General features: G+C 50.2%; 28 protein-coding genes. 21 read left to right on the forward strand and 7 right to left on the reverse strand.

Features of this window, described 5'->3' with window-relative positions:
- Positions 1-35: 35 nt before the first annotated feature.
- Complete coding sequence (locus tag ACE99V_RS10240; RefSeq protein WP_400490979.1) at positions 36-1,541, reverse strand: hypothetical protein; 1,506 nt, start codon at positions 1,539-1,541, stop codon at positions 36-38.
- A gap of 322 nt (positions 1,542-1,863) precedes the next feature.
- Between ACE99V_RS10240 and ACE99V_RS10245 the strand changes: the two genes are divergently transcribed.
- The 8 genes from ACE99V_RS10245 (at position 1,864) to ACE99V_RS10280 (ending at position 6,494) form a co-directional block, all read left to right on the forward strand.
- Complete coding sequence (locus ACE99V_RS10245) at positions 1,864-3,099, forward strand: DNA polymerase IV (protein ID WP_400490980.1); 1,236 nt, start codon at positions 1,864-1,866, stop codon at positions 3,097-3,099.
- Positions 3,096-3,473 carry a YhjD family protein gene (locus ACE99V_RS10250; protein ID WP_400490981.1) on the forward strand — a complete coding sequence of 126 codons (378 nt, stop codon included), beginning with the start codon at positions 3,096-3,098 and terminating at the stop codon, positions 3,471-3,473. Before ACE99V_RS10245 ends, ACE99V_RS10250 begins: the two co-directional genes overlap by 4 nt.
- On the forward strand, positions 3,470-3,820 hold the full coding sequence (locus ACE99V_RS10255) for a YolD-like family protein (RefSeq protein ID WP_400490982.1): 351 nt from the start codon (positions 3,470-3,472) through the stop codon (positions 3,818-3,820). Before ACE99V_RS10250 ends, ACE99V_RS10255 begins: the two co-directional genes overlap by 4 nt.
- 64 nt (positions 3,821-3,884) lie before the next feature.
- The gene (locus ACE99V_RS10260) at positions 3,885-4,643 is read left to right on the forward strand and encodes a C39 family peptidase (protein ID WP_400490983.1); all 759 of its coding nucleotides are present in this window, start codon (positions 3,885-3,887) and stop codon (positions 4,641-4,643) included.
- 270 nt (positions 4,644-4,913) lie between these two features.
- The gene (locus ACE99V_RS10265) at positions 4,914-5,195 is read left to right on the forward strand and encodes a hypothetical protein (RefSeq protein WP_400490984.1); all 282 of its coding nucleotides are present in this window, start codon (positions 4,914-4,916) and stop codon (positions 5,193-5,195) included.
- 138 nt (positions 5,196-5,333) lie between these two features.
- Entirely contained in the window at positions 5,334-5,585 is a 252-nt protein-coding gene (locus tag ACE99V_RS10270) for a spore coat protein CotJB (protein WP_400490985.1), read from the forward strand.
- An 11-nt stretch (positions 5,586-5,596) separates the two neighbouring features.
- Positions 5,597-6,169, forward strand: coding sequence for a manganese catalase family protein (locus ACE99V_RS10275; RefSeq protein WP_400490986.1), 573 nt, complete (start codon positions 5,597-5,599; stop codon positions 6,167-6,169).
- A 13-nt stretch (positions 6,170-6,182) separates the two neighbouring features.
- Positions 6,183-6,494, forward strand: a complete 312-nt coding sequence (locus tag ACE99V_RS10280) for a spore coat associated protein CotJA (RefSeq protein ID WP_400490987.1) — start codon at positions 6,183-6,185, stop codon at positions 6,492-6,494.
- 48 nt (positions 6,495-6,542) lie between these two features.
- Here ACE99V_RS10280 and ACE99V_RS10285 read toward each other — a convergent pair whose 3' ends face one another.
- Positions 6,543-6,701, reverse strand: coding sequence for a hypothetical protein (locus ACE99V_RS10285; protein ID WP_400490988.1), 159 nt, complete (start codon positions 6,699-6,701; stop codon positions 6,543-6,545).
- Positions 6,702-6,950: 249 nt separating this feature from the next.
- On the opposite strand from ACE99V_RS10285, the gene ACE99V_RS10290 reads away from it, so the two are divergent.
- Both ACE99V_RS10290 and ggt read left to right on the forward strand, forming a co-directional pair.
- Entirely contained in the window at positions 6,951-9,296 is a 2,346-nt protein-coding gene (locus ACE99V_RS10290) for an S-layer homology domain-containing protein (protein ID WP_400490989.1), read from the forward strand.
- A gap of 162 nt (positions 9,297-9,458) precedes the next feature.
- On the forward strand, positions 9,459-11,486 hold the full coding sequence (gene ggt, locus ACE99V_RS10295) for a gamma-glutamyltransferase (RefSeq protein WP_400490990.1): 2,028 nt from the start codon (positions 9,459-9,461) through the stop codon (positions 11,484-11,486).
- Positions 11,487-11,538: 52 nt separating this feature from the next.
- On the opposite strand, the gene ACE99V_RS10300 is transcribed toward ggt, so the two are convergent.
- Positions 11,539-13,650, reverse strand: coding sequence for an ATP-dependent Clp protease ATP-binding subunit (locus tag ACE99V_RS10300; protein WP_400491007.1), 2,112 nt, complete (start codon positions 13,648-13,650; stop codon positions 11,539-11,541).
- Positions 13,651-13,830: 180 nt separating this feature from the next.
- Between ACE99V_RS10300 and ACE99V_RS10305 the strand changes: the two genes are divergently transcribed.
- From ACE99V_RS10305 to ACE99V_RS10330, 6 genes are all read left to right on the forward strand, one after another.
- Positions 13,831-14,457 (forward strand): FMN-binding negative transcriptional regulator, encoded by a 627-nt coding sequence (locus ACE99V_RS10305; protein WP_400490991.1) that lies wholly within the window; start codon positions 13,831-13,833, stop codon positions 14,455-14,457.
- A gap of 63 nt (positions 14,458-14,520) precedes the next feature.
- Positions 14,521-15,201, forward strand: coding sequence for a response regulator transcription factor (locus ACE99V_RS10310; protein ID WP_400490992.1), 681 nt, complete (start codon positions 14,521-14,523; stop codon positions 15,199-15,201).
- Positions 15,197-16,540, forward strand: coding sequence for a sensor histidine kinase (locus ACE99V_RS10315; protein ID WP_491624839.1), 1,344 nt, complete (start codon positions 15,197-15,199; stop codon positions 16,538-16,540). The genes ACE99V_RS10310 and ACE99V_RS10315 overlap by 5 nt, the downstream gene beginning before the upstream one ends.
- A gap of 161 nt (positions 16,541-16,701) precedes the next feature.
- Positions 16,702-18,060 (forward strand): DJ-1/PfpI family protein, encoded by a 1,359-nt coding sequence (locus ACE99V_RS10320; protein WP_400490994.1) that lies wholly within the window; start codon positions 16,702-16,704, stop codon positions 18,058-18,060.
- A gap of 212 nt (positions 18,061-18,272) precedes the next feature.
- Positions 18,273-19,073 (forward strand): stalk domain-containing protein, encoded by an 801-nt coding sequence (locus tag ACE99V_RS10325; protein ID WP_400490995.1) that lies wholly within the window; start codon positions 18,273-18,275, stop codon positions 19,071-19,073.
- A gap of 67 nt (positions 19,074-19,140) precedes the next feature.
- Positions 19,141-19,371: a hypothetical protein gene (locus tag ACE99V_RS10330; protein WP_400490996.1), complete on the forward strand. Its 231-nt coding sequence runs from the start codon at positions 19,141-19,143 to the stop codon at positions 19,369-19,371.
- A gap of 56 nt (positions 19,372-19,427) precedes the next feature.
- On the opposite strand, the gene ACE99V_RS10335 is transcribed toward ACE99V_RS10330, so the two are convergent.
- The gene (locus ACE99V_RS10335; RefSeq protein ID WP_400490997.1) at positions 19,428-21,068 is read right to left on the reverse strand and encodes an ABC transporter substrate-binding protein; all 1,641 of its coding nucleotides are present in this window, start codon (positions 21,066-21,068) and stop codon (positions 19,428-19,430) included.
- 556 nt (positions 21,069-21,624) lie between these two features.
- Here ACE99V_RS10335 and ACE99V_RS10340 point away from each other — a divergent pair.
- Positions 21,625-22,695, forward strand: coding sequence for a D-alanyl-D-alanine carboxypeptidase family protein (locus tag ACE99V_RS10340; RefSeq protein ID WP_400490998.1), 1,071 nt, complete (start codon positions 21,625-21,627; stop codon positions 22,693-22,695).
- A 299-nt stretch (positions 22,696-22,994) separates the two neighbouring features.
- Here ACE99V_RS10340 and lepB read toward each other — a convergent pair whose 3' ends face one another.
- The gene (lepB, locus tag ACE99V_RS10345) at positions 22,995-23,552 is read right to left on the reverse strand and encodes a signal peptidase I (RefSeq protein WP_400490999.1); all 558 of its coding nucleotides are present in this window, start codon (positions 23,550-23,552) and stop codon (positions 22,995-22,997) included.
- A 16-nt stretch (positions 23,553-23,568) separates the two neighbouring features.
- Positions 23,569-23,832, reverse strand: a complete 264-nt coding sequence (locus tag ACE99V_RS10350; RefSeq protein WP_400491000.1) for a late competence development ComFB family protein — start codon at positions 23,830-23,832, stop codon at positions 23,569-23,571.
- 168 nt (positions 23,833-24,000) lie between these two features.
- Between ACE99V_RS10350 and ACE99V_RS10355 the strand changes: the two genes are divergently transcribed.
- From ACE99V_RS10355 to ACE99V_RS10370, 4 genes are all read left to right on the forward strand, one after another.
- On the forward strand, positions 24,001-24,219 hold the full coding sequence (locus ACE99V_RS10355; protein ID WP_400491001.1) for a hypothetical protein: 219 nt from the start codon (positions 24,001-24,003) through the stop codon (positions 24,217-24,219).
- Between the two features lie 18 nt (positions 24,220-24,237).
- Complete coding sequence (locus tag ACE99V_RS10360) at positions 24,238-24,618, forward strand: spore coat protein (protein ID WP_400491002.1); 381 nt, start codon at positions 24,238-24,240, stop codon at positions 24,616-24,618.
- A 96-nt stretch (positions 24,619-24,714) separates the two neighbouring features.
- Positions 24,715-24,909 (forward strand): YozQ family protein, encoded by a 195-nt coding sequence (locus ACE99V_RS10365; protein ID WP_400491003.1) that lies wholly within the window; start codon positions 24,715-24,717, stop codon positions 24,907-24,909.
- Positions 24,910-25,066: 157 nt separating this feature from the next.
- Positions 25,067-26,179, forward strand: a complete 1,113-nt coding sequence (locus tag ACE99V_RS10370) for an aminopeptidase (protein ID WP_400491004.1) — start codon at positions 25,067-25,069, stop codon at positions 26,177-26,179.
- A 15-nt stretch (positions 26,180-26,194) separates the two neighbouring features.
- Here ACE99V_RS10370 and ACE99V_RS10375 read toward each other — a convergent pair whose 3' ends face one another.
- Complete coding sequence (locus ACE99V_RS10375) at positions 26,195-26,527, reverse strand: hypothetical protein (RefSeq protein ID WP_400491005.1); 333 nt, start codon at positions 26,525-26,527, stop codon at positions 26,195-26,197.
- Positions 26,528-26,782 lie beyond the last annotated feature (255 nt).

A 26,782-nucleotide genomic window follows, 5' to 3' on the forward strand; every position in this document is an offset into this window, starting at 1 on the left:
CTCCACACCCTGAAAGTCCACTCCATGTGGACTTTTCATTTTGTCAAATCCACATGGCTTTGGATATAGATCCACTCGCCGTCCGGACTGGTGCCGATCAGTTCGATACCGGGCGGCAGGTCGGTCATGATCGTTTTTGTCTCATTTCGGTCAGCGTCAAACCGTTTGATCTGCAGCTTCGATGAACCTCCTGCCGGCAGGTACTCCTGATAGACGAGTACATGTGTTCCTGTAAGCCAATAGCCATAGGGAAAGTGTTCCGATATCAGCGTCTTCCCTTTGTAGAGCCCGCCGTTTGCGTAGAGCTGGTAGAGGCCGTCGCTTGATTGCGTATAGCCTGACCAGGATTCCGGGGGTATCGGCGGTTGCCATACCGTTACTTTTCCTGTCTTCCATGTGTAGGCGTAGCGTCTTTCCTTATATTCCAGGGGATCTCTCATCGCAAAGGTGACGTTTTCTCCGTCGTCCTGAAAGAAAACAGGTGCGGGGCCGCCGCTCAGTTCATTCTGCGGAGCCATGCCTTTCAGCGCCTGGGGAAAGCGTTGTTCCTGACCGGAATCGAGGTTGCGGATGAGCAGGTCAAAGTCTCCGGTCTGGCCTTTCTTCCCTACGGCCATGAAGACATGGCTGTGATCCTTGCTGAAGCCGGCGCCGTGGATGTATGAATCCACCCGTATGGGAACAGCGGTCCCGTCTGAAGACAGCCCGCTCTCTGCACCAGGTTTGGCGTAAAAAAATCCGCGCCGATCGGCAACGAAATCGCCTTCGCCCATATAGGTGGTTTGAAGGGGGAGCGGGTATGGGGTCAGCTTTCGTGTGTTCACGTCGTATACGGCGTACATGCGTTCGTGATCCGCATCGCATTCACAATACTGCAGAAACCGGCTGAGCAGCAAATAACGGTGCTCATCGTCGAGAAACTTCAGGGTGAAGTAAGGCTCTGTAAAGGATGAGAGCTGTTCTTTTTGCTGGCCGTCGACGGAAACGCGCCATAGTTGTTTGGGAGCATACAGGGTAGCGGTAAACACCGGAGGGTCCTCCAATTCCATTCCCTGCTGGGTCTTTGCCCCTTTTACGTCAAGCAGGTACCTGCGTCCTCCATGATCAGGCTCTTCTCCTGGGGGGACCGTGACCAACAGACGCAGCTGGCGATCGCTTGCCCAGCGGAATGAAAACGCGGGCAGGATTGAACCCTGCCACTCCTCTTGCACTTCTTCGGCACGTTTCCGCAGAGCCTCTTCCACCGAGGGCCGATTCATCGCTTCCCGAAAATACAGCGTGAATGCCTGCGGTTCCGGAGTGACCACGGTATTGACCGGAGAATGCAGGCGAGGCGCACTGTCCAGCTGAATGCGTACGTCTTCCTGAAGCACCCCGTAGTCAAACGGAAGCTCTTCTAAGTCCGCAGGGGGCTTCGGCGGAACGGGCTCAGGTTGAGGAGACGGTGCAGGTGAAGGGGGAGCAGTCTTCTCCGAAGGTGGGGTACAGGCAACAGCACTCATGATGAAGGTGAAGCAGAGCAACGCAAGCCAGCGGTTCATATCATCCATCTCCTCGGTTTTCCGGTATCTACCAGATGTGACGTTTGAAGAGAGGTTCCGTTTCAAAAAAACCTCCAAGCCGTGGCGAATCAATAACCCGGATCTCCTCCCTTTTGTTCCTGTGGATGTCCTCATCATAGACAGGGCTTTAAAAATTTTCCAGCCTTTTTTCGAACGGAAAGGGTATAAAAGCGAACGTGTGTTTGCTATACTAAAAACAAGAACAAACGTTCTTAATCCCAAAAAGTGACGTATTGCTCTGAAGTTTATTCCGAATACTTTTCGGGAGCCCAAAAGCGATCTTGATCTAGGAGGAGTAGGCATGACAAGCAAGCGGATCGTCTTTCTTGCCGACATGCAGAGCTTTTATGCCAGCATTGAAAAAGCTGCCAATCCGGAGATTCGCAACAAGCCGATCGTGGTAGCCGGTGATCCGGAGCGGCGGAGCGGGGTGGTGCTGGCCGCTTGTCCGATTGCCAAGTCATATGGCGTGACGACGGCGGAAGCGCTGTGGCAGGCTCAGCAGAAGTGCCGCCATCTCGTGGTCGTACGTCCGCGCATGGAGACTTATATTGACATTTCGCTGCAAATTACCCGGATTTTTGAGGCGTTTACCGATCTGGTAGAGCCGTATTCCATTGACGAACAATTTCTCGACGTGACAGGCAGTGTGGGTCTGTTTGGCGACGCGTGGACGATCGCCCGGGAGATTCGCCGGCGCGTCTGGCTGGAAACGGGGATCCATTGCCGGATCGGCATCGGGGAGAACAAGGTGCTGGCCAAAATGGCGTGTGACAACTTCGCCAAAAAACGGGAGGAGGGCATCTTCTGGCTGAAAAAGGAAGAGCTGGCACAGACGCTGTGGAAGCTGCCGATTGAAAAGCTGTTCGGGGTCGGCTCGCGCATGAAACGCCACTTTCACCGGATGGGAATTTACCAGATCGGGCAGCTGGCCAACCTGTCTCCTGCGCTTCTGATCCGCCGCTGGGGGATCAACGGGGAGGTGCTGTGGCGAACGGCACACGGCCTCGACGATTCGCCGGTTTCCCTGCACACGCACGATACGCAAAAGGGAATCGGTCACCACATGACGCTGCCTCGTGACTACCACACCGCCGCCGACATCAAGGTGGTCCTGCTGGAGCTGAGCGAGGAGGTGTGCCGGCGAGCCCGTCACAAACAGCTGATGGGCTCTGTGGTTTCTGTCGGCTGCCGCGGTGCTGATTTTGACGCGTCGCACGGGTTTTGGCGGCAGCTGAAGCTGGGAGAGGCGACCAACGACGCGATCACGTTGTACGAAGCGGCCTGCCGCCTGTTTGACCGTCACTGGAAGGAGACCCCTGTGCGCAGCGTGGGCGTTCATCTGGGCCAGCTGCAGCCGGACAACGTCGTGCAGCTCAACCTGTTTGCCGACACGGAGAAGCAGCGCTCGCTTGCTTATGCGATGGACGGCATTCGCGCCCGCTACGGCAACGATGCGATTCTGCGGGCGGTCTCCCTGCTGGGGGCGGGGCAGGCCCGCGAACGCGCCCGGAAAATCGGGGGGCACTATAAGTGAGCGGCCCGGAAGCAGCGGCACAAGTAGCCGGCGAGGGGCAGGAGATGGTTCGCGAGTGCGTGCTGTTCGGCCTGCTGTTTCGGGCGGCGATGATCGACCTGGCAATGCTCCGGCGTGTGCCGTTGAAGCTGTCGTATCACCTGCTGTTGGAGGAGCTGTCCCGCTGGGCGGAACGGCGTCACTACCAGCTGCGGCGGACGCTCCGCGAGCAGGGCTGTCACCTGCTCACAAGCCGCAAGCACGGCGGCGTCTACATCGTGCAGTATCGTTGGCGGGGCTACCTGCGGGAAGCGGTTTATTCCGTTGAAGTGCTGCGGGCGGAATGCCAGGAGCGCGTTCGCTTGTGGATCAACCAGGAGGAGAGAAGAACATGAGGGAGAAAACCGTCTCCAAAAAAGAAAACCTGTTTGTCGCCAGCCGCTTCGTGCTGCCGGAACACCGCGAGACGTATATCCGGATCAAAGCGGAGGAGCGGCGCTACATTCCGCCCGAGCTTGACGAGGAGCAGCAGGCGGCGTTAAGCGAGGAGGTTTGGCGAGCCTTTCAATCGGGAAGCGGAGTGGCCGTTACGTACTACGACGGGCAGAGCCCCAAGCGTCGTGTCGGCTGCGTCGTTCACGTCGACCAGGCAAGTCGGCGAATCAAGCTGAAAGCCGGGGAGGAGGCCGTGTGGATCCCTTTTGACCGCCTGTTGCACGTACAGATGGGAGCAACCTCCTGATAACGGGGCACATGAGCCGCCGACCGCCAGGGAACCCTGTGGGGAAAAGGAAGGAGAGACCTCTATGACCCCAGAATGGCCGATCGCGATCGCAACGGCGGCTGCCCTGCTGGCCGGATGTGCTGCCCCCCAGGCTCAGGAACCTCCGCCTCAAATGAACATCCAAAACGAGACCAAATCCCCTGAGATGAAGCGGCCTCCTATAGAACCGGCAGTCAAACCAAGGCCGGCCAAAGCGATGCTCAATGTGCCCATCATCAGCCAGAAACCGGAATTGAAAAATGGCTGTGAGGTGACAAGCCTGGCCATGCTGCTTCGCTATGTGGGCCACGAGGTAGACAAGATGGCGTTGGCCCGGCAGGTCAAAAAGGATCCCGAGCCGCTTGTGCAGAAGAGCGGCGACATCAAGGAATGGGGCGACCCCAATAAAGGTTTTGTCGGTGACATGACCGGAAAACGAAAGGGTTTTGCCGTCTACAACAAGCCGCTGGAGGAACTGCTGCGGCGCTATGTGGGAGAACGGGCCGTCAACTTGACAGGCAAACCGTACGAAGCCATGCTGGACAGCATTGCCAAGGGTCGCCCCGTCGTTGTCTGGGCGACAGGCGACTTTGCGCTGCCGACGGAGTGGGAAAGCTGGCGGAAGGACGGTCAAAAAATCGTCGCCCCTTTTGACGAGCACGTCGTTCTCCTGGTCGGCTACGATGAGAGCCACGCCTATGTCAACAATCCGTTAACGGGAGCCAAGCAGCAGCGGGTCAAACATACAGCCCTGCGGAAAAGCTGGGAAGCGCTGGGCAGGCAGGCCATCACCTACCGCTGACACCCACCTGGCTGAAACGAATGCTGCGCCGGACGGGACCCGTAAAAACGGGCGATCCCTAAAAAGGCAAGCCGCAAAAAACAACGTGTCAGGGTGAAAAAGACACATGCGATGGAGAAGCGTCGTTCCTGAAACAAAAAAGGAAGAAAAATGAGCTGTTTTTCACCTTTTTTCGCAGGAAATGCTTTTTGCCACGAAGGGATGTTTCGCTGTATCGTTAGGATATCTTACACGATCATACTTGAGGCGTATAACAAAAGGGGTTTGTACATGTTAGCACAGGAAATGGGTGTCATTCTCACCAAGCACACGGAGCAGATGACCGCCAAGCGATGGGCGGAATTTCTACAACAGCTCGAGAGCAAGGGACTGTACGTGGTCATCGAAACGGATACGAACGGACGGGTGATGAGCCCGCTGGGCGGACTCATGCCGATGCCGTGCAAAAGTGAGACGTTTAACATTCTAACAGCGGAAGAATTGGAGCAGCGGGGTCTTCCCGTCGGCCACCACATTTTGACGAAAAGCAAAGACAAAACAGCGATGGCGTAATGCCACATCCATCCCACACCAAACAAACGAAAGCCCTTCCCACATAACCGGGAACGGGTTTTTTTCATTTTTTCTGAACGGACAAATGCCTAGTTGCATACCGTGTAAGCGAGGGAAAAACCGTGGAGGAGGAGACTCATGGAGCAATGTGATACGCTTACCAAACTGCAACAGGTACAATTCGCTCTCATCGAGCTGCAATTTTATTTGAACATGAACCCGGATGACCAACGCGCCATCCATCAGTACAACTGCTTGTCGGAAGAGCTGATGTGCCTGAAGCGCGATTTCGAAATAAAGTACGGTCCCTTGTTGCAGTTCGGCTTTTCGCCGTCGCCCACCCGCTGGGCATGGAGCACAACGCCGTGGCCGTGGGAAATCGAGTATTGAGGTGAACAACCATGTGGATTTATGAAAAAAAATTGGAGATTCCCGTTCGCGTCAGCAAACCAGACCTGCAGATGGCCAAATTCCTGATCACCCAATACGGCGGGCCTGACGGCGAATTGTCGGCAGCACTGCGCTATTTGAACCAGCGCTACACCATGCCCAATGAACGGGCGAAAGCGCTGTTGACTGATATCGGTACCGAAGAACTGGGACACCTGGAGGTAATTGCCACCCTCGTTTACAAACTGATAAAGGACGCCACGCCGGAGCAGATGCGGTGCGCCGGACTGGGAGCCCATTACGCTGATCACGACAAGGCGCTGTTCTATACGGATGCCAGCGGGAATCCGTGGACGGCCGCCTACATCCAGGCAAAAGGGGACCCGATCGCCGATTTGTGCGAAGACATCGCCGCCGAAGAAAAAGCGCGGGCAACCTACCAGTGGCTGATCAATCTGACGGATGACCCGGACGTGATTGAAGTCTTGAAGTTCCTGCGGCAGCGGGAAATCGTGCACTCCCAGCGGTTCCGCGAAGCACTCTACATCGTGGAAGAACAATGCAACACGAAGAAATTCTTCTAGGAGGAGATAGAAGTTGACCAGCTCTTACTTCAGCGACAACCAAAGCTACGGGTATAACATCAGCGGATACGGAAACAGCGGCATGGGACCTACCGGCGGCTACTTACCTCCGCCCCCGCCTCCGCCACCGGGTGGTATGCTGCCCCCTCCGCCCCCGCCTCCGCCCGGCTACTACCGCCATGGCTATCCGCCGATCAACCTGCCTCCGGTAAAACCGTATCCGCCCGATCCGTTTATCGACCAGTTTCCGCTGCCGGAAGCGCTGTGCGCTGGCACGCTGTTCCGCTGGCTGTACGATCCGTACGTGGATCCTTATCGGAATTAGCCGATTCATATCGTAAGGCCTTTGCAGCCCGAAACCAGAAAAGTTGATTCAGCCGCCCGCGTTTTGGCGGCTTTTCGTATCCATTTGATCGGCAGGCTTGTCCAGATTGGTGCGGATGCCGATCAGCGGACCCGCCGGAGGTTCGGCAATGATTCGGTCGTTCAGCTGGGCAAAATCGGGCATTTCATGTTTCTTGTTCTCGCTCAAAAAAATTCCCCCTTTTGAAGATAGTATTTCCCAAACAGGTTCTTTCGCCATTTTTTTTCTTTTTCTGCAACCTTTCGACATGGATGTCCGTCCATAATTACGCTGCGCAAGTGCAAAAAGCCGACCATCTGGCAAAATCGAACCAATCCGTCCAAGATTTGTACAATGACAGGTTGGCTGAACTGGCGTAGTATTCTGAGCACAGGCTCTTACCTGAAAAGACAGCAAATGTGAATCGGAGGGATCAACTTGAAACAATTCCAAACACTGTCTTCCAAAACGATGAAAAAAGCGCTGGCGGGGACTGTGCTGGCTGGTATGCTGGCCGTGCCGAGCATGGGCTTGGCAGCAAGCAACCTTCCTTTGTCCGATATTGCCCAAAATGCCCATAAAAATGCCATTTTGAAGCTCAACTATGCCGGCGTGCTAAAAGGCTACACGGATGGCACGTTCAAGCCGGACAAGGAAGTAACCCGCGCCGAGTTTGCGAAAATTGCCGTGCTGGCGATGGGGTATACCGAAGAACAGGCCAAGCTCCTGCAAGGAACCACTGTGTTTAAAGACATTCCAGCCGGTCACTGGGCGACAGGATACATAAATCTGGCCGTGTCCCAGGGTATCATCAAAGGATATCCGGACGGGACGTTCAAACCGAACAACAACGTGAAGGTAGCAGAAGCCCTCACCGTATACGTCCAGGGATTGAAGATCGGCGTAACGCCGTCAACCACGGGTCAATGGTACCATCCATACCTGCTGGAAGCGAACAAAGCGGGCATTTATGACGCAGCAGAGGTGCCGACTGCAGCGGCGAAGCGGGACGTCGTGGCCAAGTTCACCGATAAATTCATGGAAACGCCAGTGTATGCCAACGGGGCTTTCTATGACAAGGACGGCAACGCTGACGGAACCCACAAGCGACTGCCGGTTGTGAAAGGGGCTGTCGCTTCCTATGACAAATCCGCGAAAAAATTGAAGCTGATTGGTCAGACAGAAGAAGTCGTGATTGCGGACACCGCACAGGTCTTTGGCAGCATCGTGGCGGGAGCCGAAGTGGAATACGTAGTGAAGAACGGCAAGATCGCCTTCCTGAACGTAGTCACCGCCGATGCCAACATCGTGGAAGGAGTTATCAAAACAGGACTGAACTTCACGACAGCAGTAGGGGATGAGAAGAAGTTCAAGGCGACGGTTGACGGAAAAGAAGTCGTTCTGGAAGTAGAGAACGGCGTAAACGTATCCCGTTCCCACATCGGACAGAAGTTTGTCGCCGTGATCGGGGAAGACGGCAAAGTGACGTCCATTACCATCACGAAAAACGAAGCAACGGGAATCGTGGAAAAAATCTCTACCGTAAGCGGCACCAATGCGAAAAAAGAGATCAAGGTGAACGGCACCACTTATCAACTGGCATCCAACGCCGAAATTACCGGCAAATCCCATCCGCAGGCAGATGCAAAGGAAGCTGCGTTCGCTGACATTGCAAAAGGCGACCTCGTCGAGCTGACCCTTGACGTGAACGGAAAAGTAGCTGCTGTGGAATTCACCAAGCTGAGCATCACCGCGGAGATTAAGATCGATACGGATGACAACACGATCAGCTTTGGCAACTCCGAGTACGAGGTACTCGAGGATACGGAACTGTATGTCGATGAAGAGGAAGTTTCCGAGCTGGACGAGCTGACCGACGACATGGTGGCGATTCTCACGTTTGACGAAGAAGGCAACCTGATCAAGGTGGAACAGGGAACCGGTGTCGCCGCAAACAAGCTGGTTGACGATACTACCGCGTACGCGGCAGGCAACCCGGCAACGCTGGCTACGATCAAAGTGGACGGAAAAGTGTACGACCTGTTGGCCAACGCCAAGCTTACCATTGATGGAGAAAGTGTATCGGCTACTGCCATTAAGGCTGATCAGCTGAACGACTACCGGATCACAACCTGGAAGTACAACGTGGGCACAAACGACATCGTGGAGCTTGTCGCGGTAAAGCAGACGGTAAAAGGGTATGTAACCGACAAGGACGGTAACACGATTACCGTAAACGGCAAAGAGTATGAACTGCTCTCCGGCGTATCCATTGACGCTGACGCAGAAACCAATGACAAGGAGTACACGCTCGTTCTGAACAACGACGGCAAAGTAAAAGCCGTAACCGGTGCTCCCAAAACGATTAGCGGTGTAGTCGACGCTGTAGAGGTGGTAGACGAGAACGGTGCGGTAACCTCCGCAGAGCTGAAAGTAGACGGCAAAACGTATGAGGTTGAAGATGAGGATGTAGTTGACGGCGTTGATCAGTTTGAACTGGTGACACTGACGCTCGATCGCGACGGAGCGGTGACCGCTGTAGCCGTCGAAGGGAAAAAAGCAGAAGAGAACGTGGAATTCAAAGGCATCGAGTCCCGTGTCAACGGAGACAAGTACGTATTCTTCACGAATGTTTCCACCAGCCTCAAGCTGGCAAAGGATGCGAAAGTGAAATACTACGACGGGTCTGACATGGATGAAGACGATGTGAAGACCACCGATGAGGTTGATTTGTGGACCAACGAGGACGGCCTGGTATACCTGATCGTCGTCGCCAAGCGATAAACGAATAGACGAGAAGCGTTCAAGCGGTGCTTGGACGCTTTTTTCCTTTTTGGCGGGTGTCTTTTGTCCTATAGGTCTATCCTACCTTTTCCGCGTTGACCTGTTAGAAAATTCAAAATTATAATAATTTTATAAAACGATAATGGAAAAAGGAGAGATCGCATGAAAAAAGCAAAGTCACTGGCTGTTACCGTGCTTACCCTGCTTTCACTGGCAGCACCGGTACAGGCAGCTGTGCCGGGCGTACCGACAGACACAAAGGGGGCAACACAGGGGATTGTGGCCGCAGCCCATCCGGCAGCGGCACAGGTGGGAAAACAGATCCTGGAGAAAGGGGGCAATGCAGTTGATGCCGCGGCGGGCATCCAGCTGGCATTAAACGTCGTCGAACCGATGATGTCGGGAATCGGGGGCGGCGGCTTTATGATGATCTATCGCAAGGATCAGGACAAAATCACCGTTATTGACAGCAGGGAGATGGCTCCCGAAAAAGCAGATGCCCGGATGTTTCTGGACTCGGACGGCAAACCGGTACCGTTCTATGACCGGCATACCAACGGCAAGGCGGTAGGGGTGCCAGGCACGCTCCTTGGGGTGGAGACTGCACTGAAAAAGTACGGAACGATGAAACTGTCCGAGGTGATTGATCCGGCGATTGAGCTTGCGGAGAAAGGCGTGCGGGTAAACTGGATAACCGCCGAGTACATACGAGATCAGACAGACAAGTTGCAAAAGCACGGAACAGCAGCAGGGGTGTTCGTGCCCGATGGCAAGCCATTACAAGAAGGGGATCTTCTGGTTCAACCCGACCTGGCCAACACCTTCAAGCTGATCAAGGAAAAGGGAACGGATGCCTTCTACAAAGGGGAGATCGGAGAAGCGCTCGTCAAGGAAGTGCAGAGAACCGGCGGGTCCATGACGATGGAGGATTTGAAGCGTTACGAAGTGAAGGAGAGGGAGCCGGTCAGAGAGACTTTTCGCGGGTACGAAATCGTCTCCATGCCGCCGCCAAGCTCCGGCGGACTCACCCTGCTTCAGATCCTCAAGCTGATGGAGGGCTTTGACAACAAAAAGGCAGGGCTCAACTCTGCAGAGTATCTCCACAATCTGATTGAGGCCAACCATCTTGCCTACGCCGACCGCGCCGCCTACATGGCGGATGAGGATTTCAATCCGGTCCCCAAAAAGGGCCTGATCCACGACGAATACATCAAGGAACGGCGAGCGCTGATCCAGCCCGACAAGGCAAACGACAAGGTCGTTGCGGGGGATCCATGGAAATTCGAAGGAAACAAGCCGACCGCTGCGCTCAGTATAAAGGAAACCAACCCGGCACAGTACACGACACACTTCTCCGTCATGGACAAATGGGGCAATCTCGTCTCCTACACCACGACGATTGAAGACATATTCGGAAGCGGCATCATGGTGCCTGGGTACGGGTTCATGCTGAACAACGAGCTGACTGATTTCGATGCGACGCCGGGCGGTGTGAACCAGGCAGAACCAGGAAAACGGCCGCGCAGCAGCATGACGCCTACCATCGTCTTGAAGGACGGCAAACCGTTCATGGCGGTAGGTTCGCCGGGTGGTTCCACGATTATCGCCTCCGTCTCGCAAACGATACTGAATGTGATTGAACACAACATGACGATACAGGAAGCCATCCTGGCACCGCGCATTTTCTCAAGCAGCTACCCCACCGTCCGTTGGGAAGCGGGGATCGATCAGGACGTGATCCTGAAGCTGATGGCCAAAGGTCATGTGTTTGAAGAAAATCCGGCAAACATCGGCAACGTGCAGGCAGTCATCTACGACTTCGAGACGGGCGGCATGTACGGAGGAGCGGACAATACGCGGGAAGGCACAGTGATGGGAGTGGACGCGGTAGACTACATCTCGGCGAAACCGGAGCCGGAACATCCTGCAAAAAAGGGAGCGTTTACCCTGAAAGTAAACGGCAACTCGTTCCCGTACACCGCCGCGCAGGTGGCACTGCAAAACGGAACCGCCTATATCCAGGCAGATAAGCTGCTGCTGGGTTTGAACGGCGAAGCGGCCGACTTCCAGCAATACGCGGTTCCGATGCAGGGAACTCGTTTCCTGCCGGTGAAAAAGGTAGCGGAAGCGCTGGGGTATTCGGTCGCATGGGATGAGAAAGAGAAAGCGGTATTGCTGGTAAAACCGTAACAAGAAAAAGAGTAACCTCCCGCGCATGAAGCTGGAGGTTACTCTTTCATTCTTATGCTTTCTTCCACACTTTGATTTCATCGTGTTCGACATCGACCAAAATTTGCTTTACATCCTCTTCTTCCATAAGGAGATCGGCAATGCCATCCTCTACATATTGTTGGATCACCCGGCGCAATGGGCGTGCTCCGAAGGAAGGGCTGTAACCCAAACCAACCAGCTTCGCTTTGGCTTGCTCAGAAACGGTTACGTCCATTCCTTGTTCTTTTAGAGCAGCCATCATGTCCTGCAGCATGACATCCACAATCCGCACAAGGTCATTTTTGGTTAAGTGGTTGAACGGAATGATCGCGTCAAATCGATTAAGGAATTCAGGTTTAAAGTAGGAAGTGAGTGAGTCCATCACGGTTGACGTTTGGGGTTCTCCGGCTCCAAATCCTACCGTGATTTTCTTTTCGGTCGCACCTGCGTTGCTTGTTGCAATAATGACGGTATCCTTAAAGTTTACCGTGCGGCCCTGGCTGTCGGTGAGGCGTCCGTCTTCAAGGATTTGCAGGAACATGTTTTGAACGTCAGGATGTGCTTTTTCAATCTCATCCAAAAGGATGATGCTGTACGGGTTTCTGCGCACACGTTCTGTCAATTGACCCGCTTCCTCATGACCGACGTATCCCGGAGGAGAACCAATTAATTTGGAAACGGAATGTTTCTCCATATACTCACTCATGTCTAAACGAATCATGGAATCTTTGGTTCCGAACAACTCTTCTGCGAGAGCCTTCGTTAATTCGGTCTTCCCTACCCCGGTTGGGCCGACAAACAAGAAGGAGGCAATCGGTCTGTTTTTCGGTCTCAATCCTGCGCGACTGCGACGGATGGCTTTGGCTACCTGACGGACTGCATGGGATTGACCAATCACTTTCGCCTCCAAATGATCGGCCAGGTTTTTCATTTTCGCCTGCTCATCACGTTGCAGTTTCTTTACGGGAATACCGGTTTTGCTTTCAATGATTTCCTGAATGTCCTCAACCGTGACATGTGTACGTTTTTCAGCTTTGTCCATTTGGTCGAGCTGTTCAAAAATACGGTTTTCTTCATCACGAAGCTTGGCTGCGCGTTCATAATCCTCTTTTTCGGTAGCGGTTTTCTTCTCCTGACGTATTTGTTCCAGGCGAGCATGCAGCTCTTCTGCACCTTGACCGGAAGAACGCAGATTGATCTTGGAACCTGCTTCATCCAGAAGATCAATCGCCTTGTCCGGCAGAAAGCGATCTTGAATGTAACGGTGAGAGTATTCGACACAGGCGCGAATGACATCATCCGAATAAGATACTTGGTGGTACGATTCATATTTGGGACGGATACCCTGGAGAATTTCGATTGCTTCTTCCACGGTCGGTTCTTTCACCATAACAGGTTGGAATCGGCGTTCCAAGGCAGCGTCTTTTTCAATCATGCGATATTCTTTCAAGGTGGTTGCCCCAATGATTTGCAGTTCTCCGCGAGCCAATGCGGGTTTTAAAATGTTTCCTGCATCCATGGAGCCTTCGGCGGATCCTGCACCTACGAGAAGATGAATTTCATCCACGAACAGGATCACGTTCTTCCGTTTTTGCAGTTCAGCTATTATTTGCTTCATTTTTTCTTCAAATTGCCCGCGAATCCCTGTACCTGCAACAAGAGAGGCCACATCGAGTGCATATACGATTTTTTTACGCAGTTTGGAAGGAACCTGTCCCTCTGCAATTCGCAGGGCCAATCCTTCCGCAATAGCCGTTTTACCTACCCCCGGTTCACCGATCAGCACAGGGTTGTTTTTGGTTCGACGGTTCAGGATTTCAATGACACGCTCAATTTCTTTATCACGCCCAATCACAGGATCAATGAGTCCTGCTTTGGCCGCTTCGCTTACATTGCGTCCTACACCGTCCAAGATTCCACCCCGTTCAGGTGCAGGGGATTGGCTGGAAGACATGGTAAAACCTTTGAAGAATTCATCCAATCCAGAGAAGGGAGAGAAGGAATGAAAGTTCATGCTTCCCCCGATGGTATTTCCTGTTTTTGCATAACAATCCTGGCACAGAAATACTTTTTGAACTTTATTATTTCGTTGGATATTCAAGAACACATTTGCGTTTTTTTCCTTGCAATGTTGGCAAAGCATGATTCTTACCTCCTTTACAGTCAACGACTTTTTGACCTTCTTTGACCTTTCGCTGATATCATTATAGTTTGACCTTCTTTGACTTTCAATAGGAAAATCATGCAAATTGATCTTTGGATCGGAACTGGAAAAATTATGATATACTTTAGGAGATATCATCGAAAACAGGAGAAAGATACCATGTACATTCCTTCGCATTTTCAAATACACGATGAAGAGATCGCTTATGACATGATGGTGAAAAATAGTTTTGCAACATTGGTTTCTCAACAGAATGGAATTCCATTCGCTACTCATCTGCCTTTGATTCTGGATCAGGATAAAAAATGCTTATACGGACATTTTGCACGTCCCAATCCTCAATGGAAGGATATCAAAAACCAGGATGTTCTAGCGATTTTCCACGGTCCCCACTGCTATATTTCACCCTCGTGGTATGAGACACATACAGCCGTCCCAACATGGAATTATGCAGCGGTTCATGTATACGGACAGGTTGAGATGGTAGACGATGAACAAGAATTGATGAATTCCTTAAGGGAAATGGTTTTAAAATATGAGGCACCAAACAGTACCTATAAATTAGACCAAGTAGAACCTGGTTTTATTGAAGGTTTGGCAAAGGGAATCGTAGGATTCAAAATCATCATGAATAAAATCGAAGCCAAGGCAAAGTTGAGTCAAAACCACCCGATCGAGCGACAAGAGAGGATCATTCAGCGATTGGAACAAATACCTGGCGAAAATACCCTGAAAATTGCCTCTCTTATGAAAAAAAGGCTTGGTTCAACGATCGGGGATCAATAGTGGAAAAACAACGATTGTAAGGGCGCTTCCTTCTGCAGTAAAAACAAAAGGAGAGAATACCATTTGCCAAAGATATTAGTGGTGGATGATGAAGCTCACATCCGTGAGTTGGTACGTTTGTATCTGGAAGATGAAGGGTTTGACATCGTCGAGAAATCGAACGGAGCGGATGCGTTGGAATACGCGGAGAATCATACCGTTGATCTGGTGATTCTGGACATTATGATGCCGAAAATGGATGGCTGGGTTCTGTGCGAGAATCTCCGTGAATTCGGGGATATGCCAATATTGATGATCACCGCGAAGGGGGAGGCAGGGGACCGAATCAAAGGGTTTAAGCTTGGTACGGATGATTACTTGGTGAAGCCGTTCGACCCGGTGGAGCTGGTTCTTCGGGTGAAGGCTTTGCTTAAGCGGTATCGGATCTCCACTTCCAGCATGGTAAAGCTTGGAGACATTACATTAGACCGCAAGAGTTATCACGTTATTTTCAAAAACGGGAAAACGATCACACTTCCCATGAAAGAATTCGAACTGCTGTACAAACTGGGCAGCAATCCCGGGCAGTTGTTTACACGGGACAATCTCATTACGCATATCTGGGGCATGGATTATGAAGGGGATGAGCGGACCGTGGATGTTCACATCAAGCGGCTCAGGGAACGGTTTGCCGAATTTGAGTCTGATTTCCGCATCGTGACCATCCGCGGCCTCGGTTATCGGTTGGAGGTGGACCAGGATTAAGTCGCTCTATACCCGCGTTGTCATCATATTTGTCGGCATTGTGATGTTGAGCCTGTTCACCGCGTTTATTGTTTCCAGCCTCATGTATCAAAACCGAATTCAAAGTTTGATAGCGGAAATTCAACTCATGAACAGCAAGAAGATCATACAAGCCTATGAGTCAACACCTTCCGCTGATTTGATACCGTTTATGCAAAACTTCTCCGGTATTTCCGGTAACCTCCTCCAACTTTACAATCAGGAAGGGAAGCCCCTCCTTGTCGAAAAAAAGGAGTTCCTTCGTCTTGAACACGGTTATATTGAGCGCGTTCTCGCCGGTAGTACAGTTAGTAATATCATTATCAAAGAGAACTATTTTCCCATTGCCGGGGTACCCTTTCAGGTGAATGGGCAGCCTTATGCGTTATTTCTGACGGTGGAGAAGAATCCAATCGAGGCAGAAATTATGAATTCCATTCATGTCATGTATCTCATCATTCTGTTTTTCGGCAGCTTGCTGATTATTGTTGCTGCCCGTTATATTGTAAACCCGATCCTTCGTTTGACGGCTGCAACCAAGAGTATGGCAAAAGGAAAATTCGATTTTGAGCTACAAACCAAACGAAAGGACGAGATTGGTCAATTAACCGTTAGCTTTAACGAAATGGCGAAAGAGCTATCCAAGCTGGATCGCATGCGGCAAGATTTCGTTGCCAACGTCTCCCATGAGATACAATCACCGTTAACTTCCATTTCAGGCTTTACCAAAGCGTTAAAGCAGAAGAAAATAAGCGAGGAAAGCCGCCTCCGCTATCTAACCATCATCGAAGAGGAGAGCGAGAGGTTGTCCCGGTTAAGCCAAAATCTGCTTCGGCTGTCTTATTTGCAGCATCAGCAGCAGCCGTTGAAGGTCAGTACGTATCGACTGGATGAGCAGCTGCGAAGAGTCGTAATTGCGCTGGAGCCTCAATGGACGGCGAAAAACATCGAAATCGAGGTTCAGCTTGAGGCAATTCCCATTCAAGGGGATGAAGACCAACTCTATCAGGTGTGGACCAATTTACTTAGCAATAGCATCAAATTCACTCCAGAGCACGGTAAGATTCTGATCGAAGCTGTGATGAAAGGGAATCAGATCATCGTCTCCATAACGGATAACGGCATCGGGATTCCGGAAGAAGAACGTGCCGATATTTTTAAGCCGTTTCATAAAGTTGACAAAGCTCGTGATCGTTCCGTTAAGGGGAACGGTCTTGGCCTGTCAATCGTCAAACAAATCGTCGATATTCATAACGGTGATATCCAGGTATCCGGACGCCCCGGAACAGGCTCCATTTTTACGGTTGCATTGCCACGCTGATTCAAGTATTCCAAATTTGACAATAGAACCAGAGTAAAGCCGCCTCTAGGCGGTTTTTCTTTTTCTTCAATGGTTTGTTTCCGTTCATATTGAGTTCACAAAGCTGGCTTAAAGTAACCCTAGGGCAAGTTAACTTGGAAAATTTTAAGGAGGAAAATCAGATGGAGAGATTATGGTTACGCTTCGTTGTGTATGTATTGAGTTTCGTAGTGTTTGTGGGAGGGGTCGCAGCGTTCGGGTTTGTACAATCACAAAAAGGTCATTGGTTCGGAGTTCGCGATACACCAATTCCTTCTTTACAAGGAGTGAAAGTACCCGAACATAATCCGAATAAACCTACAGTAGCGGTCGTATTAGGGAACCCAACCACAGAGGTATTTGATTTTATGATTCCGTACGAAATGTTCGCGATGACAGAGGCCTACAATGTTTATGCCGTTGCCCCGGACAACAATGTTACGACATTAACGGGCGGTCTCGATCTGGTTCCACACTATTCATTTGAAGAGATGGATCAATTATTAGGGAAAAGTCCCGACCTGATCGTGATCCCTTTCATGCCCATGGTTGACGAAAAAAAGTATCACCCCGTCCGAGAATGGATACAAAAACATTCCAAAACCAACTTATTGAGCATTTGCGCTGGAGCAGAGAATCTGGCCGATACCGGTTTATTAAAAGGGAAATCATCAACCTTACACTGGGAAGTATTCGATCGGGTGAAAAAGCAATATCCTGATACCAACTGGATAAGAGATCAGCGGTATGTTATCGCCGACAAGAATATGGTATCCTCTGCAGGTCTCACATCAGGAATCGATGCCGTTCTCTATGTCATCTCACAGCACTTAGGCGAACCCATGGCAGAAAAAATCGCGAAACAAATGAATTACCCTTCTTATCACTTCGTCAAAAATCCGAAGGTCGACCCTTATTATATGGATCGGAGCGAAGCAATTCGTTATTTCAATTTAGCATTTCAGTGGAACAAGAAACAGACAGGCGTGCTGCTGTATAACGGTATGGAGGACGGAGCACTGGCTTCGATATTTGACACGTATTCCGTTTCCGGAACGACAAAGGTCTTTACCATTTCAGAATCGGATGCGCCCATCGTTACAAAACATAACCTGAACCTGATCGCCAGATATCAAGTGTCGAATGCCCCGGAATTAGATAGAATGATTGTTCCGGGCACGGAGGCAAAATCTTTGGCTGCGGAGAGTGTAAAACAGTGGAACGAAAGGGGCAGTCAAGTGGAGCCTGAATTCCTGCATAGAGACTCAGCCGACAGATTTATATTCGATGCTCCGCTTGAAGATTTAGCCAAGCAAGAGGACCTTCTAACCGCTAAATTCGGTGCGAAACGACTCGAATACCGTGCCAGTCATCTTAAACTTGAAGGCAAGCCGTTTTCCCTTGAAGCGTTCGGCATCCCGTTTTTGCTCAGTTTACTAGCAGTGCTGGCAGCTTTCTATATAGACAGACGATTCATCATGAAAAGACGGATTTCAAAATAAAAAGATGTTTCTCATGACATCCATTTCATCGATGGTCTCGGTAGTGTTTGTGGCGATCACATTGATAAAAACGGGATGGTGAGAAAGCAAAGGCTGCCTCTGGGCAGCTTATTTTTTTGAACGCGGGAAATTTTCCAATCAGACCAATCATTGAAATAAAATGGAAAAACAGGTACGATTGAGAGGGAAAACAAAAGAAAAAGAGGGAAAACATGAAGAAAATAAAAGTTTTTCTGATTTCAGTTGTTGCATGCACAACATTCGGTGGCAGCGTGTACGGAGAAGGGATTGCGAAAAAAATCTATGCACAGCTCTCGAATCTAATAGTATTGGTTAATAACGAGGACACGAAGATGAAACCGATTATTTATAACGGAAGTGTTTACGTTCCTGCCGATCCAATTGCCCATGCTTTAGGTGCAAGCTTGGAGTGGGAAGGAAATCATAAAATTCTTCATATTAAAGACAAGAATTATATTCCACGTGAATTTGAACAGATGGTTGGAGAACATGAATCCATAACGAAGAAATTGGATGATGACTTATATCTGATGAACGCTTGGGGGCAAGGATTGCCAGAACGTTATTATTTACTTGGGAAAAAAAATAATACAGTGGTGAAAATGAATTTACAAGAAAGCGGACCGGGCCATGTAACTGACTATTGGGTCAATAGTATTAACGGAAAAAGATACTTACTCGTCGTATACCCGGTTCTAAAAGAAAACCACGGCCCGGACGACCTGCATGTATATGATACAGATTACATGCAAATTTCGTTATTCATGTATGATCAGGGGCAAATTCATAAGGTAGACCAATTTGTGACAAAAGAACTTCCCAATATGCAAGCATGTCGCCTTTACTACGATGCAAGTTCTAAAGACATTTTTTTATATGAAGTGGATATCCCTGGAGGAACGATTCGTAGAACAGATGTTTATACCTGGGATACCTGGGAAAGCAAATTACGTAAAAAGACAACGTTGATGCCTGTGACGGAATCACAATAAAATGAGAACAGGGTGAATACGATGCATTCGATCCAGGAAGTGCTGAAAACGTATTTAGATACTTGGAATGATGCCTTTAAAAGCAAAAGTGGATATTTTACATCTATACAACGATGCCAAAAAAAGCTTTGAACCCATTTCGATTTCTGAACGTAAAGAGGGTGAGGAAGTAGTTGTAATAGGGACTGAAACAAATGAGCTGAATCATACATTACATCAGGCTAAGGGTATGCTGATTTGGCGAAAAGAAAACAATGAGTGGAAATTATTAAGGGAATACATAGAGTTGGAAAGATAAGAAATGATCAAATAGAAAGATTGCCCCCTGGTATCGTTCACCAAGGGGCTTGTTTTTTACTGAATATCCACTTTTTCCAGGCTTTCCGACCCCGTTGGATGCGGTTTGAAGTTACTAACGATCTTCTTTGCGGCAAGCGCAGGTGTAGAGTGAGCAAGAGGAATCATCGGCACTTCGTTAAAGATGATTTCTTGCGCTTTCAAATAAAGCTTCTCACGCTCTTCCTTCGCTGTGGCCGACTGTGCCTGAAGCAAGATTTTTTGGAACTCTTGGTTTTCCCAACGGGTTCTTTTTCCGTGACCAAGCAAGGTGTTTAGGAAGTTGTCTGGGTCTCCGTTTTCACCGGTCCAGCCGAGGAGATACATCTCCTGTTCGCCTCTTTTAATCGTATCCAGGTAAGCGGCCCATTCCATCGTCACAATTTCAGCTTTAATCCCTACTTTATTCAATTCTTGTTGAATAGACTCGGCAATTTTTACGCCTTCTGTCATATACAGACGCGGTACCGGCATGGCCAAAAATTGAATCGAAAATCCGTTTGGATAGCCCGCTTCAGCCAAGAGTTGCTTCGCTTTCTCCAGGTTATATTCACGGTCTTTTATATTTCCATTCCATCCCCAGAGGGAAGGCGGCATCGGATTGACGGCAGGCTCTCCCAAACCGCCGTAAAATGCTTCGATCAAAGCCGGTTTGTTGATCACATGGGCAATCGCTTGGCGTACTTTTGGATGTTTGAGCGGTCCTTTCTCAACGTGGAATCCAAGGTAACCTACGTTCATCGACGGACGAAAGATCAGCTGCAATTCCGCGTTATCTGTAACTACTTGTGTATCGTCCGGATTCAGTCCGTCCATCAGGTCAATTTCCCCCGCAGCAAGGGCAGTCAGACGTGCCGTATTTTCCGGAATTACCTTAAACACGAGCTTGTCCAGCTTCGGGTAACCTTTGTTCCAGTAATCCTGATTTTTCTCAAGAACGATCGTGTCGTTACGCTTCCACTCAACAAATTTGAATGGACCAGTGCCTACCGGATTCTGAGCAAATTTTTCCGGTCCCATTTCTTTTAATGCTTTTGGAGAAGCAATCGCAAAACATGCCATTCCGAGATTTTGAATAAATGGCGCCAGCGGACGGTATAACGAAAACTTCACCGTATACGGGTCGACTACATCAACGGACTTGATTACGTGGTCCTTGTCCCCTTTGAAGCCGGAAAACATACCGCTGTAAAATTGAAGACCATCTTTGTTATGTAGCGGGTGATCCTTGTCCATCCAACGATAAAAGTTAAATTGGACTGCCTCTGCGTTAAAGTCGGTACCGTCATGAAACTTTACCCCTTGCCGAAGCTTAAACGTATAGGTCAATCCGTCTGCTGACACGTCCCAGCTTTCTGCCAAAGCAGGTACCACGTTGGTGTTTTCTTCTTCGTAGTTCACAAGCGTTTCGAAAATGTTTTTCGTTACCTTGAATGATTCTGTGTCATTTCTGGCAATCGGGTCCAATCCCACTGAATCGCCGCCGCGTCCGATCACAAGTTGTTTTAGACCGTTTTGGGTGTTTTTTTCCTCTGTTTGCTGAGCCTTCCCTGACTGTTCCGACGTGCTCTGTGTCTGCTGTGTGTTCCCACAACCGGCGAGCGCCAATGACAGCGTAAGAAGGCCGATCAATGCAAACCTTGCAATATTTCTCCTCATCCCAAGTCTCTCCCCCTTGCTGATTGAGTGTTGTGCTTCAAGCTGCATCATTTTTCTGAATTGTTATACAAATTATTACATCAGCAAAATCCAGTCTCTGTCAAGCGAGGACTCTGGAATGATCAATTCGTATGTATTTACACCGTTTGTTTCTAGGGTATAAGCCGTTCCTAATATGGTATGTGATCCATATACATGCAAAGAGGGGATGTGGGAATGCAGAATTCCATCTTCCCTTTTATCTCAACGGGATCGTATCGTAGTAAAAAAGCTTTTGTTGCATCGCCAGAAAAGACTACATGTAATCGTAAGGAAATGGGTTCAACAAAGAAGGCCGCCATTCAAAGCCTAGGGCATAGAGAGGATTCATGAAAGAAATTTGTTTTCCCAGTATTATATTGAGAGGGACGAAAGACAAGACGAGGCACTGCCCGAAACGGCGGCGCTTTTTCGTTTTTCCCAAAAAAAGCAGGTCGATTTGGCCTTTTCTTGACCAGATGTACGTGATATGGTAGAGCAAGATTCCCTGGTCAGTTGAAAACGGGAGGTTCTCTTCGTGAAGAAACAACGCAAGTTTACACGCATCATTCCGACGGTTCTTGCCGTTGCCGTCCTGGGTGGGTGCCAGTATCCTCAATGGGAGAAGCTTCTCCCGGCAACAGCTCAGACAACCCAGAACCCTGCTCCGCAAAATCCTCCAGCAGAAACTCAGCCGGCATCACCTGATCCGGATATGCCCAAGCTGGATTTGGGTACCGTACCACCTACGCTGGTACTGCCTCCAGGGGCAACGCAACCGCTGCCGTATGCAAAAGGCGTAACATACAAATCGTCATCCCCGGAAATCGTCTCGATATCGGAAGACGGGGAGCTTACCGTCTCCCCTGAAGCTGCCACAGGAGAGGCCGTAACCGTGACGGTTCATTTCGGGGGCCAAAGCAGGCAGGCAACCGTGAAGGTGAAGCCGTCCCTGGCGGACACCGTCACTACGGTAAACGGAGTCCCGACTGTCACCAATCCCTCCGATCTGGTCGTCGTGGTGAACAAGCAGCGCTCCTTGCCTGCCGATTATGTCCCTGGCGATCTGGTAGAGCCGAACGTGCCGTTTACGTTTCCGGGCAAATCGGAAAAACGACTGCTCCGGGTAGAAGCGGCAAAAGCGCTTGAAGAGATGTTCGCCCGGGCAAAACAGGAAAACGTGCAGCTCTACGCCGTGTCCGGATACCGTTCGTATCAGACCCAGCAAGCGTTGTACGCAGGGTACGTCAAGACACAAGGGACGGAGCACGCTTCCCGTTACAGTGCTCAATCCGGCAAAAGCGAGCACCAAACCGGATTGGCAATCGACGTCTCCGGGGGGGACAAGAAGACTCGGCTGGAAGAGCCGTTTGCCAACACGGTGGAAGGGAAATGGCTGGCCAAGCACGCAGCCGAGTTTGGGTTTATCATTCGCTATCCGCGGGGCAAGGAAGCGATTACGGGTTATGCGTATGAACCCTGGCATATTCGCTACGTGGGGAAAAATGTGGCAAAGGAAATTGCCAGCAGAGGGATTACTCTTGAAGAGTATTTTATGGACGCTGTACCTGTATCTCAGACCCAATCCAAGAAAGCCGCTCGCAAATGAGCGGTTTTTTTGACGTATAAGAATTTTTAAATTTGGACATCCCATACAGCCTCTAGAAAAGTGTTCGGGGCCCCAGCCGACACCAGCGATCGCTTAAGTCGGGTGGGTTTTCTTATGGGGGGAATCAGAACCATCTCAGTAAGGCGTACACGAGAAAAAACGGAAGTGACAGCAGCCATGTAAAATAGGAAAAGAAAAATGACATCCAAACCGTTGTCAGTTTGAACGTCATTTTTTGTCGATTCTCTACTTTGCACCTCAAAGGGGAACCTGTTAGAGGAGAGGACTGGCGCATTCGTTTAACGGGGCAGACGGATCTGATTGAGCGGCCAGTAAACGACTTCTGCCCGTCCCACCACCTGTTCCAGCTTTACAGGACCGATAACGCGGCTGTCTGCACTATGGTTGCGGTTGTCGCCAAGGACAAAAACAGAGTCTTCCGGCACTTTGATCGGGCCGAAATCATGGGTAAGGGTGACGCCGGCAGCAGATGCTTTCAGCTTGTTTGGCGTGAGGTACACTTCATTGACGAGCTGCCCGTTGACGTACAGCTGGTCGTTTTTCGCTTCTACGGTATCTCCTGCAACGGCTACGACGCGCTTGATCCAGTTCTCGTCATCTGTCGGGTGAATAATAACGATGTCACCCTTTTGCGGTTTGCTGAGGTAGTAGATCGCCTTGTTGACGATTACACGCTCCTGATCATGCAAGGTTGTTTCCATTGATCTTCCCTCAACCACGTAAGGGGCCATGATGAAAACATAGACAAAAGCGGTCAGCCCGCCAATCATCAGAAACGATTTGATCCAGTCTTGCAGTTCTGTTTTCCAATTGGCACTCTTTTGACGCTGTTCCATAGCCGAAGTCTCCATTTTAGTGATGTGGATTATCCGCGACGATCTGGGCTGCATACGCCAGTTCCCGCATGACGTCCGAGCGAAGCTGGGAATTAAGCAGCTGTGTCTTCATGTACACCTCTCCCTGCAAACTGGACACGTACCTGGATGGCAGTCGGTTTAAGGCGATTACCAGGACGTCCATCTGACATCGCGGACAGCTGCAGGCTAGAGGAGATTTCTTGACGTACTCCCCAAACAAGTCTTGTACAATAGGTTCCATGGAATTGACAAAATTCATAGCATGTCACGCTCCCGAGTCCATTATACATGGTATACGTTGGAGAATGAAAGAAGCTTCATGGAAATATGAGGGAAAAGGTTCGTTCGGTCTATACATGTTCTGTTCATAATGCACGGGAAATCGGGGAATCTTATAGATCATTCAGGAAAGGAGGATTTTCCCGATATGCAGCCGTTAACAACCAAAGAACTGGAATACATTGCGGACTCCTTGTCCAACGAAGACCTGTTGTCAAAACAGTGTCTGGCGGCAGCCGCCCAAACACAAAACCAGGCAGTACATCAGTATTTCACACAAGCGATGCAGCGTCACCAAAAGCATTACCAGCAATTGCTGCACACCCTTCAGCAGCACGTTCAGATGGCGCCGACACAACCGCAGTAAAGGCAAAGGAGGAGTATCATGTATCCACAACCACACACGCCGATCATGCCGGAAAAGGATTTGGTTTTCGCTGTTTTGGCCGATCAAAAAAGGGTCGCCAAGGAATACGCCACTGCCGTAACGGAGTCCAATTGCGAGATGGTTCGGCAGACGTTTGCCACGCTGCTGCAAGATACGCTCCAGCTGCAGGAGCAAACCTACAATCTGATGAAGCAGCAGGGCTGGTACAACATCCCCAGCAAAGCGCTGCGCCAGGATATTGACAAGCGGCTGCAAAACTACGCGCAAACCCAACAACAGACACAGCAGCTTCTGCAGCAGCAGGGAGGAACACTGCCAGTCTACCAACCGATGATGGGACAGATGTACCAGCCTTCCATACACCAGCCCTTGGCCTAAGTCATCAACAGGGTACAGTGTGAAGCGCGAGTTTTTTTGGCTGAAAATAGAGGAGCGGGTAAAAACTATCAGCGAAGATCGAGGAGGGAGGAAAAAATGTTGGCCGAACAACAAGATCAATCGAAGCCGCGATTTCAGTCGGAGGTGGCAACCAAGAACTACGATTCTTCCGATTATGAAGCGAATTCGGAGCTGTCACAGGGGCTGGCAGATACACACGAACAGGTAAGCGACATGTACAAAGTCGGAACCATTGATGACCGCTTTCCAAATAATCAGGAGTCTGAATGAAACAAGGAAAGGCCGACCTATTCAGCAGGGTCGGCCATTTTGGGCACAAATAATAAAAATATTTTTATTGACGAAAATGCTTTTGTCGTAGAAAATGCAGAGTAGGATCAGTCGGAATATTTCATAAGTTTTATAAAAGAAGGGATGTTGATTTGCAATGAAAGACCCTCGGTTGGAACAGCTTGCCCACAACCTGGTTACGTATTCCACTCGTGTGCAGCCGGGAGAAAACGTACTCATCCATGCAGTCGGCGAAGTGCAGGAACTGGTTGCCGCGATCGTCCGCAAGGTGTATGAAGCCGGCGGCAAGCCGTATGTGCAGATGGTTGACCAGGTAATCTTGCGGGAAATCCTGAAAGGAGCCTCAGAGGATCAACTCAACCTGATGTGTGCCTCCGACACGGCCTTCATGAAACAGATGGACTGCTACATTGGGATTCGCGCCGGAAACAACATCAGCGAGCTGGCTGACGTGCCAGCGGACAAAATGAACCTGTACGCCCGCTTGCTGCAACAGCCGGTGATGGATATCCGCGTTCCGGAGACGAAGTGGGTCATCCTTCGCTATCCGAACGCTTCCATGGCCCAACTGGCCAACATGAGCACAGACGCTTTCGAAGATTTCTACTTCCAGGTCTGCAATCTGGATTACAGCAAGATGGATGCTGCCATGGACAGTCTCGTTGCGCTGATGAACCGCACGGACAAGGTGCGCATCACCGGACCGGAAACGGATTTGACTTTTTCCATTAAAGACATTCCTGCTGTCAAATGCGCAGGCCTTCTAAACATCCCGGACGGGGAAGTGTTCACCGCGCCGGTGAAGAATTCCGTCAACGGAACCATTTTGTTCAATGCGCCTACTCCTTACCTCGGATTTACCTATGACCATGTCCGCCTCACTTTCCGCGACGGAAAAATTGTGGAAGCTACGGCCAACGATACGGCGCGGATCAACCACGTGCTGGATACGGATGAGGGGGCGCGTTATATCGGTGAATTCGCGATTGGCGTCAATCCCTATATTCAAAATCCGATGAAAGACATCCTGTTTGACGAGAAAATTGACGGAAGCTTTCATTTCACTCCGGGTCAATGCTATGACGAGGCCTCCAACGGGAACAAATCCTCGGTTCACTGGGACATGGTGTGCATTCAACGCCCGGAGTGGGGCGGCGGTGAAATCTACTTCGACGATGTGCTGATCCGCAAAGACGGCCGCTTCGTCATCCCGGAACTGGAGTGTCTCAATCCAGAATTTCTGAAATAATTCAGTTTGCCAGCCCTAGCTGTTGACGTATTCCTCCAAGCGCTGGGAGGCAAGTTGAGGGTCCATTTCCACCTGGAACAGCATGTGCAGATTACTTGACTGCAAAACGTTGCGCCGGGTACCGTGGTAGAGGGCGGGTTTTCGTTCCTTGATCAGCGTCATGATTTCCACCATGGGGGGGACGACCTGTTTGATCCGCAGGAGTGCTTGCAAATACCTGATCAACTTCTGTACCGAAGCGGGTTCGTCGTTATCCGGTATCGTTTCGAGCAACTGGCGCAGATCACGTAAGATAGTTTGTTTCCACTCGCGTTGTGTTTCGATTTTGTAGGAGCTCACAGTAATCACCTCATTCCTTCCTTTCCTATATTCCTCGTAATGATCGGATTGAAACATCTTTTCCTGCAAAATAAGAAAACCCACCCGGCATTAGCTATCCTCAACCCACCCGGCATTAGCTAGTTACTCCTGAAAAAATCGTTTTTTGGCAGAAGCATCTCATTGTGGTGAATCTCAGGGGGCTACTGTGTAACTGTATCCGTTAATCGTTGCTTATTTGGCCATTTGGGCTGCTCTTCTGAGGTTATGAGCCCAGATTCCGAA

Origin of the sequence: Brevibacillus soli, from assembly GCF_044759095.2 — a bacterium.
In the GTDB taxonomy this organism is placed as follows: Bacteria; Bacillota; Bacilli; order Brevibacillales; family Brevibacillaceae; genus JBIYSM02.